At 36.8% G+C, this 18,910-nt stretch carries 15 protein-coding genes, 2 tRNA genes and 1 rRNA gene; 3 read left to right on the top strand and 15 right to left on the bottom strand.

The genetic code is table 11. The features are described from left to right. Window positions 1-94: 94 nt before the first annotated feature. The 3 genes from K5V07_RS03535 to K5V07_RS03525 all read right to left on the bottom strand — a co-directional run bounded on the left by K5V07_RS03535 (window position 95) and on the right by K5V07_RS03525 (window position 1,991). Window positions 95-168, bottom strand: a tRNA-Ala gene (locus tag K5V07_RS03535). Between the two features lie 104 nt (window positions 169-272). After that, window positions 273-346, bottom strand: a tRNA-Ile gene (locus tag K5V07_RS03530). A gap of 131 nt (window positions 347-477) precedes the next feature. Continuing rightward, a 16S ribosomal RNA gene (locus tag K5V07_RS03525) occupies window positions 478-1,991 on the bottom strand. 1,253 nt (window positions 1,992-3,244) lie between these two features. On the opposite strand from K5V07_RS03525, the gene K5V07_RS03520 reads away from it, so the two are divergent. From K5V07_RS03520 to K5V07_RS03510, 3 genes are all read left to right on the top strand, one after another. Then, entirely contained in the window at window positions 3,245-3,982 is a 738-nt protein-coding gene (locus tag K5V07_RS03520) for a tyrosine-protein phosphatase (RefSeq protein WP_144894282.1), read from the top strand. A 135-nt stretch (window positions 3,983-4,117) separates the two neighbouring features. Then, window positions 4,118-4,546: a hypothetical protein gene (locus K5V07_RS03515; RefSeq protein ID WP_221916217.1), complete on the top strand. Its 429-nt coding sequence runs from the start codon at window positions 4,118-4,120 to the stop codon at window positions 4,544-4,546. Window positions 4,547-4,560: 14 nt separating this feature from the next. Further along, window positions 4,561-5,412, top strand: a complete 852-nt coding sequence (locus K5V07_RS03510; RefSeq protein WP_221916371.1) for an IS3 family transposase — start codon at window positions 4,561-4,563, stop codon at window positions 5,410-5,412. Between the two features lie 65 nt (window positions 5,413-5,477). On the opposite strand, the gene K5V07_RS03505 is transcribed toward K5V07_RS03510, so the two are convergent. From K5V07_RS03505 to K5V07_RS03450, 12 genes are all read right to left on the bottom strand, one after another. Beyond that, on the bottom strand, window positions 5,478-7,838 hold the full coding sequence (locus K5V07_RS03505; protein WP_221916406.1) for a polysaccharide biosynthesis tyrosine autokinase: 2,361 nt from the start codon (window positions 7,836-7,838) through the stop codon (window positions 5,478-5,480). A gap of 6 nt (window positions 7,839-7,844) precedes the next feature. Then, on the bottom strand, window positions 7,845-8,639 hold the full coding sequence (locus tag K5V07_RS03500) for a polysaccharide biosynthesis/export family protein (RefSeq protein WP_221916405.1): 795 nt from the start codon (window positions 8,637-8,639) through the stop codon (window positions 7,845-7,847). 413 nt (window positions 8,640-9,052) lie between these two features. Then, a complete protein-coding gene (locus K5V07_RS03495; RefSeq protein ID WP_221916404.1) occupies window positions 9,053-11,035 on the bottom strand; it encodes a nucleoside-diphosphate sugar epimerase/dehydratase in 1,983 nt (660 codons plus the stop codon). 490 nt (window positions 11,036-11,525) lie between these two features. Beyond that, window positions 11,526-12,677: a DegT/DnrJ/EryC1/StrS aminotransferase family protein gene (locus K5V07_RS03490; protein WP_221916403.1), complete on the bottom strand. Its 1,152-nt coding sequence runs from the start codon at window positions 12,675-12,677 to the stop codon at window positions 11,526-11,528. After that, entirely contained in the window at window positions 12,674-13,225 is a 552-nt protein-coding gene (locus K5V07_RS03485; RefSeq protein ID WP_370632446.1) for a sugar transferase, read from the bottom strand. Before K5V07_RS03485 ends, K5V07_RS03490 begins: the two co-directional genes overlap by 4 nt. Continuing rightward, window positions 13,209-13,841, bottom strand: a complete 633-nt coding sequence (locus K5V07_RS03480; RefSeq protein WP_221916401.1) for an acetyltransferase — start codon at window positions 13,839-13,841, stop codon at window positions 13,209-13,211. Before K5V07_RS03480 ends, K5V07_RS03485 begins: the two co-directional genes overlap by 17 nt. Further along, window positions 13,831-14,445, bottom strand: a complete 615-nt coding sequence (locus K5V07_RS03475; protein WP_221916400.1) for a sugar transferase — start codon at window positions 14,443-14,445, stop codon at window positions 13,831-13,833. The genes K5V07_RS03480 and K5V07_RS03475 overlap by 11 nt, the downstream gene beginning before the upstream one ends. Beyond that, a complete protein-coding gene (locus K5V07_RS03470) occupies window positions 14,438-15,643 on the bottom strand; it encodes a glycosyltransferase family 4 protein (RefSeq protein ID WP_221916399.1) in 1,206 nt (401 codons plus the stop codon). Before K5V07_RS03470 ends, K5V07_RS03475 begins: the two co-directional genes overlap by 8 nt. Before the next feature lies 1 nt (window position 15,644). Beyond that, on the bottom strand, window positions 15,645-16,784 hold the full coding sequence (gene wecB / locus K5V07_RS03465) for a non-hydrolyzing UDP-N-acetylglucosamine 2-epimerase (protein WP_221916398.1): 1,140 nt from the start codon (window positions 16,782-16,784) through the stop codon (window positions 15,645-15,647). Window positions 16,785-16,841: 57 nt separating this feature from the next. Next, the gene (locus tag K5V07_RS03460) at window positions 16,842-17,210 is read right to left on the bottom strand and encodes a GxxExxY protein (protein ID WP_221916397.1); all 369 of its coding nucleotides are present in this window, start codon (window positions 17,208-17,210) and stop codon (window positions 16,842-16,844) included. A gap of 82 nt (window positions 17,211-17,292) precedes the next feature. After that, window positions 17,293-18,411 carry an NAD-dependent epimerase/dehydratase family protein gene (locus K5V07_RS03455; RefSeq protein WP_221916396.1) on the bottom strand — a complete coding sequence of 373 codons (1,119 nt, stop codon included), beginning with the start codon at window positions 18,409-18,411 and terminating at the stop codon, window positions 17,293-17,295. 30 nt (window positions 18,412-18,441) lie between these two features. Continuing rightward, window positions 18,442-18,858: a WxcM-like domain-containing protein gene (locus tag K5V07_RS03450; RefSeq protein ID WP_221916395.1), complete on the bottom strand. Its 417-nt coding sequence runs from the start codon at window positions 18,856-18,858 to the stop codon at window positions 18,442-18,444. Window positions 18,859-18,910: the final 52 nt, after the last annotated feature.

Raw genomic sequence — 18,910 nt, 5'->3', positions numbered from 1 at the left:
TGTCAATGAACTTTATTTAGCTCGAAAGTTATAAAGTCTAAGGTCATAAAGTCTTACTTTTGACTTTTAGACTTTAGTCTTTCGACTAAATTTGTGGAGAATAACGGAGTCGAACCGTTGACCTCCTGCGTGCAAGGCAGGCGCTCTAGCCAGCTGAGCTAATCCCCCGTTTTTAGTTGGCAGTTATCAGTCGCAGTTCGCAGTTGGATAACGTGCTCACTTTAACGTGATTTCACTCTTCTTCTAAAATTTCCTTCTCTAAGAGTAAATAGTTGTCTCGGACAGACTCGAACTGTCGACCCCTACATTATCAGTGTAGTACTCTAACCAGCTGAGCTACGAGACACTCTTATTCTTAAATTTTTATTCTTTTTTTTTAAATTAACAGCAAGAGTAATAAAATGTTGGTATCTGTTTCCAACTTGAACTTTCGTCTTCTTTCCCTAGCGTGTATTACTACTAACACTAAGGCTCTAGAAAGGAGGTGTTCCAGCCGCACCTTCCGGTACGGCTACCTTGTTACGACTTAGCCCTAGTTACCAGTTTTACCCTAGGCAGCTCCTTGCGGTCACCGACTTCAGGCACCCCCAGCTTCCATGGCTTGACGGGCGGTGTGTACAAGGCCCGGGAACGTATTCACCGGATCATGGCTGATATCCGATTACTAGCGATTCCAGCTTCACGGAGTCGAGTTGCAGACTCCGATCCGAACTGTGACCGGTTTTATAGATTCGCTCCTGGTCGCCCAGTGGCTGCTCTCTGTACCGGCCATTGTAGCACGTGTGTAGCCCAAGGCGTAAGGGCCGTGATGATTTGACGTCATCCCCACCTTCCTCACAGTTTGCACTGGCAGTCTTGTTAGAGTTCCCGACTTGACTCGCTGGCAACTAACAACAGGGGTTGCGCTCGTTATAGGACTTAACCTGACACCTCACGGCACGAGCTGACGACAACCATGCAGCACCTTGTAAATTGTCTTGCGAAAAGTCTGTTTCCAAACCGGTCAATCTACATTTAAGCCTTGGTAAGGTTCCTCGCGTATCATCGAATTAAACCACATGCTCCACCGCTTGTGCGGGCCCCCGTCAATTCCTTTGAGTTTCATTCTTGCGAACGTACTCCCCAGGTGGGATACTTATCACTTTCGCTTAGCCACTGAGATTGCTCCCAACAGCTAGTATCCATCGTTTACGGCGTGGACTACCAGGGTATCTAATCCTGTTCGCTACCCACGCTTTCGTCCATCAGCGTCAATCCATTAGTAGTAACCTGCCTTCGCAATTGGTATTCCATGTAATCTCTAAGCATTTCACCGCTACACTACATATTCTAGTTACTTCCTAATAATTCAAGTCAGACAGTATCAATGGCCGTTCCACCGTTGAGCGATGGGCTTTCACCACTGACTTATCTGACCGCCTACGGACCCTTTAAACCCAATGATTCCGGATAACGCTTGGATCCTCCGTATTACCGCGGCTGCTGGCACGGAGTTAGCCGATCCTTATTCTTACAGTACCGTCAAGTCTCTACACGTAGAGGTGTTTCTTCCTGTACAAAAGCAGTTTACAATCCATAGGACCGTCATCCTGCACGCGGCATGGCTGGATCAGGCTTGCGCCCATTGTCCAATATTCCTCACTGCTGCCTCCCGTAGGAGTCTGGTCCGTGTCTCAGTACCAGTGTGGGGGATCTCCCTCTCAGGACCCCTACCCATCGTTGCCTTGGTAAGCCGTTACCTTACCAACTAGCTAATGGGACGCATGCTCATCTTTCACCGTTGTGACTTTAATAGTGGTTTCATGCGAAACTGCTATACTATGAGGTATTAATCCAAATTTCTCTGGGCTATCCCTCTGTGAAAGGTAGATTGCATACGCGTTACGCACCCGTGCGCCGGTCTCTAGGTCCGAAAACCTATACCCCTCGACTTGCATGTGTTAAGCCTGCCGCTAGCGTTCATCCTGAGCCAGGATCAAACTCTTCATCGTATATTGTTTGTTCGCCGTGGCGAACTATTGTTATTCGACTAAATTCTAGTGGTTTTTTCAAATCTTCCGATTCTATTACTCTTATTCTTTTGTTCTGTTCTTGCGAACAAAACGGCTGTCAATTCAATATGTCTAGGAACGTGTCTTACTATTTTAAACTGAATTTATTTCAGTTTCTTTTCGCTTTTCGTTTGTTTCTCAAAGCGGGTGCAAAAGTAGTTATTCTTTTTTTAACTGGCAAGAAAAATTTGAAATTTTTTTGAGATAAATTTTATCTCGTTCGCTTCTCTTTCTCTTATCAATCTCTCAAAGAACTTCCGTTGTTTTGCGGGGTGCAAAGATAACTTTCGTTTTTAAATCTCACAAGCTTTTTTTAAAGTTTTTTTAAAGAGTAAATCTCTAATCACTTTGTTTTTCTTGCCAGTATTTTAAAGAACGTCTGCGTCATTGCGGGTGCAAAACTACAACCTTTATTCGCTTTTACAAGCTTTTTTATCGCCTTTTTTTAAAGTTTTCTTAAAATAGATTATAAGTAATTGAAAATGTTTTGTTTAAAAACAGCCTCTCTATTTCTTTATTTTGAAAAATAGGAATTACCGATATCAGAAGCCCCCATCTTCTCATGCCTTTAACACATTTAGCAACATGCGCATCTTATTAAAAAGCTACTAGCCTGCTTCGGGAGTCCTACTCATAGCGAACTAAACAATACATCTATTGCATTCAATAGGCTATACCTTATATATCAGTATCAAATATCTGATAGCCCTATCAACGCTTACTCCCCTAGCCCTGATAGTAGTGAAAATCCTATCCCACCGTACCGCAACAAGCGGGACGGTGGGGTAGATTGAAACGGATAGCAGGAAAAAGCTCCTAGGAAATAAACTATAGGATCAAGCTGGATGGATAAACTTTAATATATAGGTATAACCTTTTCTCTGTACTAACTTAATCTGCATCCGGACACTCTACCTAAACTATTCCTGCAGCTCAAACCAACATGAAGCCACAACAGACATCTTTGCAGTTTGCAGTTTGCAGCTATTCTTGCACTGCCCAACCAACAAAATAATAAACCACCCAATAAGCAACGACAACCTAAATAAAGCACCTCCCGTTTATTGCACCAAGCCTTTATATCCAATACGTCCCTGCTATAGCAACTCCTATTGTAAAATTTAACTTTAGTTTATAAATTCATTCTCTTTTGACATGCTCCTTTTAAAAACTCTTTTATTTATATTTGCAGCATGTTTACATTTTTTAAATCGAAGCCTCTATTACGAGAGCTCATTCCGCAAAACCACATCGACATCCATTCGCATTTGCTTCCAGGTATTGACGATGGTGCCCAAACGTTCAAAGACACGCTTGCTCTAACCACTGCATTACAAAACATGGGGGTTACCGAGTTTATCACAACCCCTCACATTATTCAACATGTTTGGGAAAACACACACGAACAAATCGTCAAAAAACAAAAGGAAACGGTATCCTTATTACATGAGAACGGCATCACGCAACCCTTTAAGGCTGCAGCGGAGTACCTGATGGACGACCAGTTTGTCACACTCTTTAAAGAAAAGTCTTTACTAACCTTGAAAGACAATTACGTGCTGGTGGAGATGTCTTACATCAATGCCCCTATTCAACTGTATAGTATTTTATTTGATTTGCAGGTTGCTGGATACATTCCCGTTTTGGCACATCCTGAACGATATCTTTTCTATCACAATAACATGAAGGAATACGACAAACTTATTAAAGCGGGCTGTTTGTTTCAGCTTAATTTATTATCAGTTGTAGGCTATTACGGCACAGGTATTGCTCAAATTGCCGAACAATTACTTCAAAAAGGAATGTATACATATGTGGGTACCGATGCGCATCACGCCAAACACATTGCCTCTTTTGATCAAAAAATCTTAATTAAAGACAGCGCACCTTTAAAAGAAGCAATTGCCAACAATCAATTTTTTAAACAATAAAATTAATCCCTAAAGGTTATTCTTTGTTACTTACTTAGCCTAAATAAAAAAAGCTTACTGAGCATGATACTCAGTAAGCTTTTTTTATTTAAGATATGTCCCGTCCTGAAATAGCGATACACAAAAACAATCGTTATGGAAGAATACACGAATTATGTAAAGCGCACCCAGCGAGATTACAGCATGTCCTTAAAACTTCAAATCGTTAGAGAAGTTGAGCAAGGTAGTTCATCAATTACCCAAATTAGAAAACAATATGGCATTCAAAGCCATGCTACAGTTCTGGGCTGGTTACGAAAATTTGGTAACTTTGATTGGGAAAACCAATCCCCTTTGAATATGGCAAAGTCACCCGAACAAAAAATTATGGAACTTGAAGCCCAAGTCAAGCTATTAGAAAAACAAAAGGCTCTTTTAGAACGACAAGCTTACGTTGCAGATAAAAAAGCAATCTTGTTTGACATGATGATTGATTTAGCTGAGAAAGAATATCATATCGATATCCGAAAAAACTCTGCACCCGAACAATCGCCCGCTTTAGAGCAAAAGAACAAAAAACAGTAGCGTTTACCTGTTATTTGTTCGGGATAGACAGACAGGTTTATTATCGAAAGACTAGAAGAATAGCATCCAAACAAAACAAAGCCAAAGAAGTGATTTTGATGGTGAATAATATCAGGAAGACAATGCCTAGAATAGGTACTCGAAAACTATATTATCTTTTGTTGGATAAACTTCAATTAATGAAAATTGGAAGAGATAAATTCTTTGATATACTCAGAGCCAATCATTTATTGATACATCCTAAACGAAGTTATCATGTAACGACTAACTCACATCATCGATTTAATAAACATCAAAATCGAATTCTAGATTTAGAAATTAACAGACCAGAGCAAGTTTGGGTCTCTGATATAACCTATATAGGAAAAAGAGATAATCCTTGCTATTTAAGCTTAGTCACAGATGCTTATTCTAAAAAGATTATGGGATATTATGTTGCCGATAACATGAACACAGAAAGCAGTTTGAAGGCTTTTAAAATGGCTCTTAAACACAGAAACAACAAAAACTTACCATTGATACATCATTCAGACAGAGGGATTCAATATTGTGCTAATGACTACCAAAAGCAACTTAATAAAAATAAAATTCTATGCAGTATGACACAAAACTCTGACCCTTATGAAAATGCAGTGGCAGAAAGGATCAATGGTATTTTAAAACAGGAATTTAGGATTGACAAATACAATCAAAAAGCAGAAATCATGCAAAAAATTGTAAAAGAAGCTATTGATATCTATAATGAAATCAGACCTCATTATTCTAATTACATGCTTACTCCAAATCAGATGCATCACCAAAACAAAATTAAAATGAGAACCTATAAAACAAAAAACAGTAGCAAACCAGAGCTTGCTACTGTCTAAAATTGTACTTTTATTTTTTATTAATCCTGTATCACTTTTTCAGGACTAGACAATATATATTTTGACTACTTCATATTTAACAGCCTTTTATACCATGCTTTTTGTTCCACTTGCATACCGTAGCCATAGCCGTAACCATAACCTTTAGACGAATCGGTATCATTTAACAACAAACACATGTTAGGTAATTTATGTTCTTTATATAAAGTGTTTGGAATGTTCAACATTCTTTTTTCTAAGACATTCGCACGTGCTACGTAAATAAAACAATCTGCATTATTAGCAATTAAAATCGTATCAGTTACCAAGGCTACCGGAGCCGTATCTACAATGATATAATCGTATACTTTTTTAAGATGGTCAAACATCGTTTCTACTTTTTGGCTCATTAAAAGTTCTGCTGGATTAGGTGGAACGATACCTGCAGGAAGAATATCAAAATGTTTAAACCCGTCATACTTTACAATAAAATCCTCTACCTTTAAATCTTTAGACGATAAATAGTTTGTTACTCCATCATCTGGAATCGTTAAATAATCGTCTAGACGCGGGCTTCTGATATCCATTCCTATCAACAGCACTTTTTTACCAGAAAGCGCAAAAGTGGCTGCCAGATTTACAGATACAAACGTTTTTCCTTCGGAAGGAAAAGTCGAGGTTAAAAATATCGTTTTGGCTTGCCCATCAGGGACACGACCTAGCATAAACTCTAAGTTGGTTCTAATGATTCGCAATGCTTCGGCACTACTCGTTCTGCTTTCGGAACGAATCAACTCGTTTGGAGAATCAGAGGAAGGAACATCACCAATAAAAGGGATCAATGTTTTGCCTTCCAAATCCAAACGACTTTTAATTTTGGTATCTAACAAATCGTTCACATATATCACTCCAAAAGGAACTAAGAGTCCTAGCAACAAAGCCGCCAAATAAATGATGCTCTTTTTAGGCGATACAGGAACTTCAGATCCTTTTGCCTCGTCCACCACTCGCGCAATAGCCTCTGTTGCGGCCATGGCAATAGCTGTTTCTTCACGTTTTTGCAACAAGTACAAATACAATTCTTCCTTCACTTTTTGCTGTCTCGCTATTACGCGAAACTGACGTTCTTGTACTGGTATTTTACCAATTTTACTATTTAACAGTCCTTCTTGGCCGTTCAAATCTCTTTTTTGGATTTGTAAATTGGACTTCATTCGCGTCAAACTAGCCGATACATTAGACTTTAAAGACTCAATTTGCGCATCAAGTTTAACCACAGAAGGATTAGACTCTGTAGCTGATTTCAAAATTCTATTGCGGTCTAATACCAATTTGTTGTATTCGCCAATCAACTCAGTAGCATCACCACTGATAATGTTATTCGGCAACAGATCCGCCTTTTTGCTTTTTTTCATAAAATCAAGCATAGAACCAATCATGTTCAACTGTATATCGGCCTCAACTCCTTTCTTATCGTACTCGCTAGATCCCTCTATAAAAAGCTTTGCTTCTGTTTCAATATCCGTTAACCGGTTGGAATTCTTGAAATCCTGAACATTTTGCTCTACTCCATCTAATTCTTCCGTAATCAAAGCCAAACGATTGGCTATAAAACGAGAGGTGTTCTCTGAGATGAAATTTTTATCTGCTGCAGCGTCTTCGTTGTAATTTTTAACCAAATTATTTAAGAAATCTTCTGCTTTTTCAACCACTGGATCTACAATAGAAAGTTCTACCACACTACTTGTCTTGCTTAACGGATTTACAGTCAACCTAGACCTGTAGCTGTTTACCACTTTTTCCAGAGACGTAATGACAATCTGGATCGTTGTAGCCGATTCTCCATGAGATAACGGATTCACCAGTGATTTGTTAATCACAAAAGACCCTAACTTGGAAGGAATCGATTCTCCATAACGGTACATCTTTTTGGATGCAAGTAACATTTTATTCTCTGCTTCCTCCTGTAATTCAAATGTATTGGATGTAGTTGCCTTAAAATCAAAGGCAGCGGTCCTGTCATCAAAATCTTGCTTCTTATTTAAAAAAGTAACAATAATGGGTGCATTTTTATACAAATCACTGCTGATGATTTTTCCTTGTGACACTAAGGTAACCGCAAGATTCATTTTCCTCAGCGTACTTTCTACAAGGGTACGTGACTTTAAAATTTCAATTTCATTATCTAAATTGTTTTTTGCTCCACCAATTCCCATGTCTGCAAAAGCTGACAACTCAGAGGAAAGCCCGCCTTTTTTTTCATCTTTAACTAATATGGTAGTGGCCGCTTTGTATTGGGGTATGGTGTACCTTAAATACACATAAGCAATTGACAAACTGATCAACATACCCAACAAAAACCACCTCCAATGCGCCGCATATTGATCTACAATGTCTCTAATGTTAAAATCTTGTTCTGTATTATCAGTTTGAATACTATTTTCCATTCGGGTTTAATTTGAACTTGAAACGATAAGCGTTATTAAAGTAATTAGTAAAGAAGAAATAGAGATGATTACTCCTGTATTAGGTCCTACAGCAGCTGCATTGATGCGGCTTTTATTAGGCTCTACATAGACCACATCATTTTGTGCTAAGTAATAAAAAGGAGAATTCAAAAAGGCAGCATTGGTAATATCCACCCGATTAAATGATTTCACTCCATTCGTTTCTCTAATGATCAGGATGTTGTTTCTCTTTCCATAAATGGTTAAATCCCCAGCCAAAGCGAGTGCTTCAATAAGCGTGATACGCTCGGAGTTTACGGGAAAAGAGCCAGGATTCATTACTTCACCTTGTATGGATACTTTAAAATTAGCAATACGTAAGTTGATGATTGGATTCTTTATGTAAGTTGCTATTCTAGCATGCAATACTTGCATCACTTCTGTACGGGTCAGCCCACTTACTTTTAACTTTCCAATAACGGGAAACTCAATATTTCCATTGGTATCGACTAAGTACAATTGCATAATCATTTGACCTCCAGCATTATTTAAATTAGAGGTTTGTTGCGTATTAACAGCACTCAAGTTAAAAGGCGCAGCGATTTCAGGATCCTCTGCTGATACAATAATAGACAACAAATCATCTTGTTGAATCTTGATCTCATACGAGCTACTGTTGTTTTGTGACGTCATAGCGTCAATGTCTTGGTAGTAAACCACGTCTTTTCTTTGGGCACAAGAAAACAACAAGCCTATAATGAGGAAAGGTATGGCCCGTTGGAGTAAATAATAATATTTCATTTTCAATGATTTGGGTTTTAACGGTACAAATATAAGAAAACACTACTTAAATCGCCCTTTTAATGCTACTAATTTAAAATCTTCTACAAACCAACACCATTGCGTAAACAAACGCTTGAATGCAACAGTTTTAAGCTTGATCACCATCAAAAACGCAAAAAAGGGTATAAAATTGCCTTCCAGATTTCGCATTCCAAATAATACTGGAGTTTATCTAACGTAGTTGTTAACACCTTTTATTATATCGTTGTAATAATATCGTAATCGCCTTAAATTTAGCAATTTAATACTATAAAGAAATCAATCAAAGAAGCATCACAGAACGTATACCATAAAAAAACACTCGAATTGACTTTTTCTTTTATCGAAATGGACTGCTCGAGTGTTTGTTTGCTTTGTATATCAATACACTATTAAGGATGTACTTCTACTGTATCTAGCGTTTCAAAAGTAGAGTTCATACTTTTAAACTCGGGTACTATCTTTTTCATCTGTGCCACCATGGCGTCATTGGTATAACCTTCTGCAATATGAATCAAGTCACTCACATCTTGATGCAAAGTCTCGTATTCCTCTTGCAATTCTTGGGCAATCATAATTTTAGAATGGTACGTCGGTAAGGACTTCGAGGTGTCGTTCAACAATTCTTCGTATAATTTTTCGCCAGGCCTCAAACCCACAACCTGTATCTTAATATCGCGTTCCGGTATAAAACCAGCCAGCTTGATCATTTTTCGAGCCAAATCAATAATTTTTACAGGCTTGCCCATATCGAATATATAAATCTCGCCACCCTTACCCATTGCTCCCGCTTCCAAAACCAATTGGCATGCCTCAGGAATCGTCATGAAATACCGAATAATATCCTTGTGGGTTATGGTCACAGGGCCACCCGCAGCAATTTGTTTTGTAAAAAGTGGCACTACAGAACCATTGGAACCTAATACATTTCCAAAACGAGTGGTAATAAATTTGGTAGCCTGCTCCCCTTTTTCTTGTTGGTTTTTCAAATGCAAGGACTGTACGTATTTCTCTGCAATGCGTTTGCTGGCTCCCATTACATTACTTGGGTTTACCGCTTTGTCTGTTGAGACCATTACAAATTTTTTGACGTTATAAGCGCACGCTAAATCCGCTAAATTTTTTGTTCCTTTGACATTGGTAAAAATAGCTTGACACGGATTATCCTCCATCAAGGGAACGTGTTTGTAGGCAGCAGCATGAAAAACAACATGCGGCTTATAGGTTTTAAAAACCACATCCATCGCTTCCCTATTTCTAATATCTGCTATAACGGTTCTGATTTTAGCGTCGGTACTAATTGCATCCGTTTCCAATTGCAAATGGTGCAAAGGGGTTTCAGCTTGGTCCAGTATAATTACTTTTTTAGGATTAAAAGTCAGTACTTGTCTCACAATTTCACTACCAATAGAGCCAGCAGCACCACTAATCAAAACCACCTTGTCTTTCAATTGCTTGGAAATGGATTTATTGTCCAAAACAATTGGTTTCCGTTCTAGCAAATCTTCAATTTGAATGGTTTTAACCTTTTGAGAAATCTCGCGTTGGTTCTCCCAATCCGAAATCAAAGGCACGGTAAATACTTTTAAATTGTATTCCAAACACTGATCTACAATCACAATTTGCTCCTCTCTAGTCAAAGCTTTGTCCGCCAAAATCACACTGGTTGCTCCAACAGAACGCATCATAGCAGGTAATTTCTTTTTCTGAACCAAAATGGGTAAATCCAACATCCTTTTGGAAGCGTTTTGATTGTTTTTGTCAATGAAACCCACAATTTTAAAACGCGTTGGCGTTTCAAATTTTAAAGCATTCGCTACCGATATTGCATTGGCATCTGTACCGTAAATGACAGTTCGAATCAAGTTGGTATTTTTATTTTCAGAAAAATAAAGCTCAAAAGTTTGTTTTACAATCACACGATATAAAAACAACCCGCAAAAAGACAGCACTATATTAATGAATAAGGCCGTATTCAAAAAAACTTTTTCACCTTGAGCAAATTCAAAAAAGAAATTAACAATCAAGAAGATGACTAAAACGGATATTTGGGAAAACAATAATTTTACTGCATCAATATTGGAGGAATGTCGAATGATACCAGAATACGTTCGGAAAAGCCAAAAGAAAAAGATATTGCACAACAATAGTGAAGCAAAGTACCATCCTGAATGACTGGTTAACACATAATCCAAACCGGTACCTTTAAAAATCAGGTAGGTAAAAAAGAACGACAAAATGAGTACTACCAAATCAATTGATACAATAATCCATCGCGGTAGGTATCCCAAGTTGTGAATATTTAAACGCAAATTCAAATTGGAATAATATTCCCTAAACAATGCGGCAATTTTTTTTGTTAATGGAAGACTCAAATTCGTAGTTTTTAAAAATGGTATTATTATAATTCGTATTCTGAAATCAAAGATAAGGAAAATATTGTTCTTACAAGTTTCCTTCAAAAATGTGTTTTCGGTTTTTAGTTTACAGTGTTCAGTGCTCAGTTTAAAGTTCTCAGTATTTAGTTGACAGTTATCAATAATTAATAGAAAATTTAGCCAACAAATCCCCTGAAAATCAATTTTTAAGAAGCGCCCTTAAATTATAAACGTAAAAAACGGAGTGGCAGCAGTCCGCGAGTTGAAGCTTAAAGCCGAACGGCTCGGGCTGAGGAACGTAGTTTCGAGGTAGTTTTTAAGTTTTTAATTTTCAGGCTTGATCTTTTGTTTCTTTTGAAATGTAAATTCACGAACACCCATAAATGAATAACTCGTGAGTAATCAAGACAAAAGAAAAAGAAAATCTTTAAAGATTAAAGTCGTCGATAACTAATACTTAAAAGCTTCGTTACTCAGTAACCCGCTATCACTTATAAAAACCCTCTAAAATCGCAGTCAATACCTTAGCAATACGTTCTCGATCTCCATCGGATAAATTAGATCCTGACGGCATACACAATCCAGTATCAAACAAGCTTTCAGAAACAGAACCTCCATAATACGGATATTTCTCAAAAATAGGTTGCAAATGCATCGGTTTCCATAATGGTCTTGATTCTATATTTTCAGCCTCTAATGCCAAACGCAACTTCTCACGTGTTAACCCATTCGCTAAAAGAGGATCTACAACAATAGCACTCAACCAATAATTTGCAAAATAATCATCATTGGGTACTGTAAAAACCGAAATCCCTTTATAATTCTGAAAGAAATCAGCATAAAAATCATGCATCGCTCTGCGTTTGGCTACGTGATCATCTAGCACCTCCATTTGCCCTCTTCCAATTCCGGCACAAATATTACTCATACGGTAGTTGTACCCAATGGCACTGTGCTGGTAATGAGGTGAATCATCTCTAGATTGAGTAGCATAGAAAACAGCTTTTTGCTTTAGTGCTGCGGTAGGAGTTACTATAGCACCACCGCCAGAAGTAGTGATAATTTTATTACCGTTGAAAGACAGCACTCCAATATCTCCAAAAGTACCGCATTTTTGTCCTTTGTAAGCACTGCCTAGTGCCTCAGCACTGTCCTCCAAAATTGGGATTTGGTAGGCATCAGCAACTGTGCGTACCGCTTCAATTTGATACGGAACCCCGTACAAGTGCACAGCAATAATAGCTTTTGGTTTTTTGCCTTTGGCCATTTCACTAACAATAGCTTGCTCTAGAGCAATCGGGCAAAGGTTCCAGGTTTGTATTTCACTATCTATAAAAACAGGTATGGCGCCTTGATACAAAATAGGATTGGCAGATGCTGAAAATGTCATGCTTTGACACAACACCACATCCCCTGCTTGAACTCCTAATAAGATTAAACCTAAATGAATAGCCGCCGTACCCGAACTAAGTGCTCCAACAGCAGCGTCTTGACCTAAGTAAGACTCTAAATCTTGTTCTAAACCGTTTACATTAGGGCCTAAGGGTGCAACCCAGTTGGTATCAAAAGCCTCATTTACATAATTTTGCTCGTTTCCACCCATGTGTGGTGAGGAAAGCCATATTTTTTGATTGTTCATTTTATATATTTCAATAGTGTTTTGTAAATAATTTTTAGGTCTCCCCCTAATGAATGGTTGTAATAATAGTGTAAATTGAGTTTTACTTTATCTGGAAAAATAACGGTGTCATTGTATTCCTTTGGGTTTTCATGTTGTTGTAAAAGAAATTCCTCGTCAAAATATTTTAATGATGCCTCACTCGTCAAGCCTGGTTTTAACTTTAAAATCAGTCGCTCTTCTCCTTGCAAGCAGTTGTAGTATCCTGCTATATCCGGCCGTGGTCCCACAAAACTCATATGACCGAGAAAGATATTGAATAATTGAGGTAGTTCATCCAGCTTCTTTTTTCGTAAAAAATAACCACACTTTGAAATAGACTTATTACCATCAAGCATGGATTTTATTTTGAAAATCTTGAATTTTTTTCCGTTTTGCCCGATTCGAGTTTGAGTAAAAACACCAAAAGAACAAGTATCTATTGAAGCTATCAGCCAGGAGAACAAAATCATCCAACCCAAAAATAGAAGGCATACAATAGAAAATAACAGATCAAAGATTCGTTTCATCCGCATTAGAATTATACTTTATTAGCCTCCCTGGATTTCCTACCATTACAGCAAAATCTGGGACGTCATTTATAATTACCGACCCAGCTCCTATCGTTGCCCATTTGCCAATTTTAATCCCTTGTTTTACCGAGGCTCCAATTCCAACTTGCGCACCTTCGCCTACAAAAACGTTGCCTGCTAAGGCTGCCGCAGGAGAAATATGAACAAAGTCTTCCAAAAAACAGTCATGCTCGACAACTGAATTCGAATTAATTATACAATGATTACCAATTGTAGCATCCGCATTTATTACTGCATTAGCCATTACAACATTCCCAATTCCAATTTTTGAAAAAATTGAAACGAATGCCATTTTGTGAATTGCATTACTGTATTTAAACTGATAGTGCGATACAATTTTTTTTCTGATTCCATTATTTCCAATAGCAATTATAAAACTCATTTCACTTTTATATTCAAACAACGAAGTTTTAATTATTGGAATATTCATTAGCAGCTCTATTTTTGGATTATCATCAACCAATGCTATAATTGAAGTTCTATTAGACGATACTACATCAACTACCACCTTTGCATGACCACTTGCTCCAAAAATATAAACACTATTTTTCATAATATGATCCTTTAAAAGCTTCCATTGTTGCTTGACCATGTTGACTAATTCCTTCTTTCACAAAAACCTTTTTTACTGTGATGAATACTATTTTAATATCCAATACGAAAGAACACTGTGACACATACCAGACATCATATTCAAATTTTTGTTCCCAACTGATTGCATTCCTCCCGTTTACTTGAGCCCAACCGGTTATCCCTGGTTTAACTTGGTGTCGCTTTTTTTGCTCTTCGGAGTAAAGCGGTAAATATTGTGGTAAAAGAGGTCGTGGTCCTATAAGGCTCATTTCCCCCTTTAAAACATTGATTAATTGTGGTATTTCGTCTAAAGAAGTTTTTCGAACAAAGCTTCCAATTTTTGTAAGCCTGAGTTCGTCTGAAAGTAAATTACCCTCTACATCTTTTTTATCGTTCATGGTTTTGAACTTAACAATTTTAAACAGCTTTTCATTTTTACCTGGACGTAACTGAAAGAAAAAAGGTTTGCCGCTATTAGCAATCCATAAACCTATAGTAACTAAAACCAAAATCGGACAAAATATAAGTAACCCCAATAATGCTCCAAAAAAGTCGATAATGCTTTTAAAAAATAACTTATACATGTAATTTGTCAATTATAGAAGTGTATGATCGCCCTACTAGGTATTCGTTTTGCAATAATTGCCATGCCTTTTCTTGCATCTCCTTTAAATTTGATGCATTTTCAATTACTGCTGTAATACAATGCAACATCTTATTAAGATCCCCTGAAAGAACCTGGAAACCACAGCCGTTTTTTTCGATAACATCGCCAATATCAGTATTGCAGTCTGTTGCAGCTATAACAGGCATTTTCATTTCAAGATACGACAATAATCGAGAAGGAAAATTTGGAATGGTAAAATCTTTGTGCAAAAAAATTAAACCTACATCACATGCTCTGAGCAATACATCATAATCTTGCTTAGGCAATCCTGACAGCAAGATAGCATTTATGGGTTTGTTATTTTGAAACCATTTATCTACTCTTTGGTATTCGGTACCTGTCCCAACTATTAAAAAAAAAACAGTTTCATTTTTAGTTGCTGCAATAGTATCCAACAAAAAATCGATGCCTTGTGGCTTACCCAAATTTCCTCCATAGACAAAAATTTTTTTATTCAATGGCAGATTGTACTTTACTTTTATGGCTTCTTTTTGTTCTGGAGTTTGATTAAAAATAAAAGGTTCAATAGAATTGGGATTGATTTCTACTTTTTCAGCATTAATACTTGGATTGTGTTTTAAAACAAAATCTTTATTTGCCTCAGACATACAACCAATGGTATCTGAAATCGCATATAATTTACGTTCTTTACGTAAAAACATTTTATGCAAAACACCATTTTCTTTCATCATTTTCATATCAATTGCATTCTGAGGAAAGATATCCTTCAGCAATAAATACGAATAGGCACCATCTCTTTTTTTTATAAACTGAATGACTTTTGCAAAAGTTATTGGTGGTGTAGAATAAATAATTAGATCAAATTTTATTTTTGAAAAATGAGATTTAATAGCAGATAAAAATTGATATTCAATGGCTAATGTCCCCAAACCTTTTTCTACGATGTTGGTTTTTTGAAGATTTAATGTTTGTACATTTAAAATTGTTCCCTGCGTTTCTTTTCTAACTTCGGTTTGCTTTTTCTCACGGCGTTCTAAAGGACAAACCGCATACACCTCGTGACCTTCTTCATAAAATTTACGAAGCAGATCCGTGTAAATTCCTCTATCATCAAAGGAATTAATTTTGACCATCGTTAAAAAAAGTACTTTCATTTTAATTTTCGCTCCAAACGGTTCTTTTAATATAATCTGTATAACTCAAGATAATACGAACCATTTTATCGGACACATTGGGCATCGAATAATCGGCAACTGGTCTGAAATTACGTTCTGGTCCTACTTTTTGATTTTGCAATTGAACCAATCCTTGCATAATACGCTCTGGATTTAATCCCACCATCATAACCGAAGCTTCTTCCATTGCTTCTGGACGCTCATGCGCATCACGTATATTTAAAGCTCTAAAATTTAAGGTCGATGACTCTTCTGAGATGGTTCCTGAATCAGACAATACTGCATACGAGCGCATTTGCAACGCATTGTAATCGTTAAAACCCATTGGCTTTAAAAATTGTACCTTTTCATGCATTTCAATATTTTTTTTGTCAATCATGTTGCGCGTCCTTGGGTGCGTACTCACTATGATAGGATAGTTGTATTTCTCGGCAATTAAATTCAAACTGTCCATTAAACCCTGAAAGTTTTTTTCGCTATTTATATTTTCTTCTCTGTGTGAAGAAACAACAAAAAACTTACCTTCTTCTAAACCCAGTCGTTCTAATACATCAGAAGATTCAATTGATGGTAAGTAATGATTCAAAACCTCAAACATCGGGGAACCTGTTTTGATTATTCTATCCGCTGGTAAACCCTCACGAAGCAAATATTCTCTAGCGATGTCACTATATGTTAAATTGATATCAGAAACATGGTCTACAATTTTACGATTGGTTTCTTCAGGAACACGCTGGTCAAAACAACGGTTTCCTGCTTCCATATGAAAAATAGGAATATGACGTTTTTTGGCTGGAATGGCACAAAGGCAACTGTTCGTATCGCCAAGAACTAAAAAAGCATCTGGTTTTTCCGTTTCCAATAAAGGATCAATTTTTATCAGTATTTGTCCAACAGTTTCTGTAGCAGTAGCGCCAGCAGCATTCAAGAAAAAATCAGGTTTGCGAATTCCTAAATCATCAAAAAAGATTTGATTTAGTTCGTAGTCATAATTTTGTCCTGTATGTACTATAATGTGATCAATCGCTTCAGAATGGTCTAAAGCGGCCATCACTCTCGATAAACGTATTATTTCTGGACGGGTTCCTACTACCGTCATTACTTTTAATTGTGCTTTCATTTAAACATTGTATTTGAACGCGGATCACACTGATTATACAGATTTCCGCTGATTTTTTTAATTTGTAAATATTTTTCTTCTGAATTGTGGTTTCTTACCAAAATTCAACAACAATCCAATCTCTAATTCTGTGGCTTTTAAATAATTAACAAGCGGAAATTCATGTGCTTCACATAAACTTTCAGCAGCTTTAAGTTCAACGATTACTTTTCCATCTACGATTATATCAGCAAAGTATTCTCCAACCAATTGCTTCTCATAAAATACTTTAATCGGTACCTGTCGCTGAACATTCATACACAACTTTCGTAATTCTATCATCATTGCATTCTCATATACCTTTTCCAAAAAACCATATCCCAAAGAATTATAAACATTATAAAATGCTTTCAATATCTTCTCGGATATTTCATTGTGGAGTAGCATACTATTTTTTCAAAAAAAATTTAACAAATCCGTGATTATTGCTTAAATCGGTTTCATCTGTGTTCTATAATAATGGTAGTCTTTACACATTTTCAAAATACGTATCGGGATCATTAGCATCATAAAACTCATTGATCCAGAAAATAGTATACAACTCCTCTTCACCCACATTTTTTATGTTGTGCGTATACCATACTGGCATGTCTACGTAAGCAGGTTCGTCCCCGTTCAAATAAAAATCATGAGTATCTTGAGTCCCTATTTGTCGAAGCTGGATTAATGCTTTTCCTTTAATCACTGCAAAACGTTCAACTTTTCTAGTATGAAAATGATTTCCTCTAGTAATTCCTGTAACCGTTGTAGAGAACGAAACTTGTCCGCCTACATTCAATCGAATCACTTCCACAAACGCACCTCTTGGATCGGTATGCTGTGTAAATTTTACTGGAAAATGATTGGCAATATCCATATAGCAACGAAACGTATTGAATAGATTTACCTCAAACTTACTATTCAATGTGGGAATAATTCCACTATCTTGATATTCAATTTTGTATTTTTCTAAAAAAGCAAGAATTTGTGAAACCTTAGCTTCAGAAGTATGAGGTACTACTACTTCATCTTTACTCTTTCCTGAACGAATTTCTTTCAAAATTTCGTTTACTAATTCCCCAACGTAAATTAATTTTAAATCACCGTCAACATCAATTGTAGGTTTTTCGTTTCTGGCAATTTTATGGCTAAAAGTAGCTATAACCGAATTGTAATTGGGATGCCCAAAAGGTCCAAAAACATTTGGGATGATCAACCCTGTGAAATTACCTTGCGATTTATTTGACCAATTAGCCAATACTAATCTGGCTTCTTTTTTAGACTTGCCGTACAAATTATCACGCTCCTCTTGAGTTGATGATGAAAAAAGTACATGGGCTTTACTGTCAGTGGCTTCAAGTGCGTTCACTAATTTAGTTGCTAAACCTACATTAGTATCATAAATCACTTGTGGGTCATTATGACGGTTCATGGCTGCCAAATGAACAATCACATCACATTGCGAGACAAAATCGTTCAGTTTTGCTGCATCCTCAAAATATTCTTTTTGAAAATCAACTCTTTCAAACTCCTCGGGAAACAGCGCCAAGGTATTGTACAAATGTTTGCCTACAAATCCGGCTTGTCCTGTAATTCCTATTTTTAGCATACTCTAATTCTTGTAAAAGGAAAATCCTTTTTATGTTGTAAAATAATTGATATCAAAACGGTATTCATCCTCAATTTCCCCCAATGCATAATCTGACATCAGTAACAATTTTGAAGAGGGTTCTAAAGCTTGAATGCTCGACACATATCCTGCAGGAACATGCAATACATCCATATTTTGGGAATTCAGTATAAAATGATACTGTTCTAAATTTAGCGAAGGCCTTACCCAATCGTCAATAGCAATAAGTTTAATTTGAAATGAACCTAGTACTACCGAAAACCAACGTTGTTCTATTTTATGTCCTTGCCAACCGCGAACAAATTCAGTATCTCTATTTTGAATGGTATAGTGGCGCTTGATCCCAAGAGCATTAAAGTCATTGTTGAACTGTATAGTCCCTCGCTCATCAGTATAACTATTTCCTTTAATTAGGTGCGGAAGCATTGTCACTATATTGCATTAAAAAACTATTTGTAAATAAACTAATTACGATTCA

It is taken from the genome of Flavobacterium sp. CHNK8, from assembly GCF_019774515.1.
Classification (GTDB): Bacteria; Bacteroidota; Bacteroidia; order Flavobacteriales; family Flavobacteriaceae; genus Flavobacterium; species Flavobacterium tiangeerense.
This window is presented reverse-complemented; position numbering and strand designations above follow the sequence as displayed.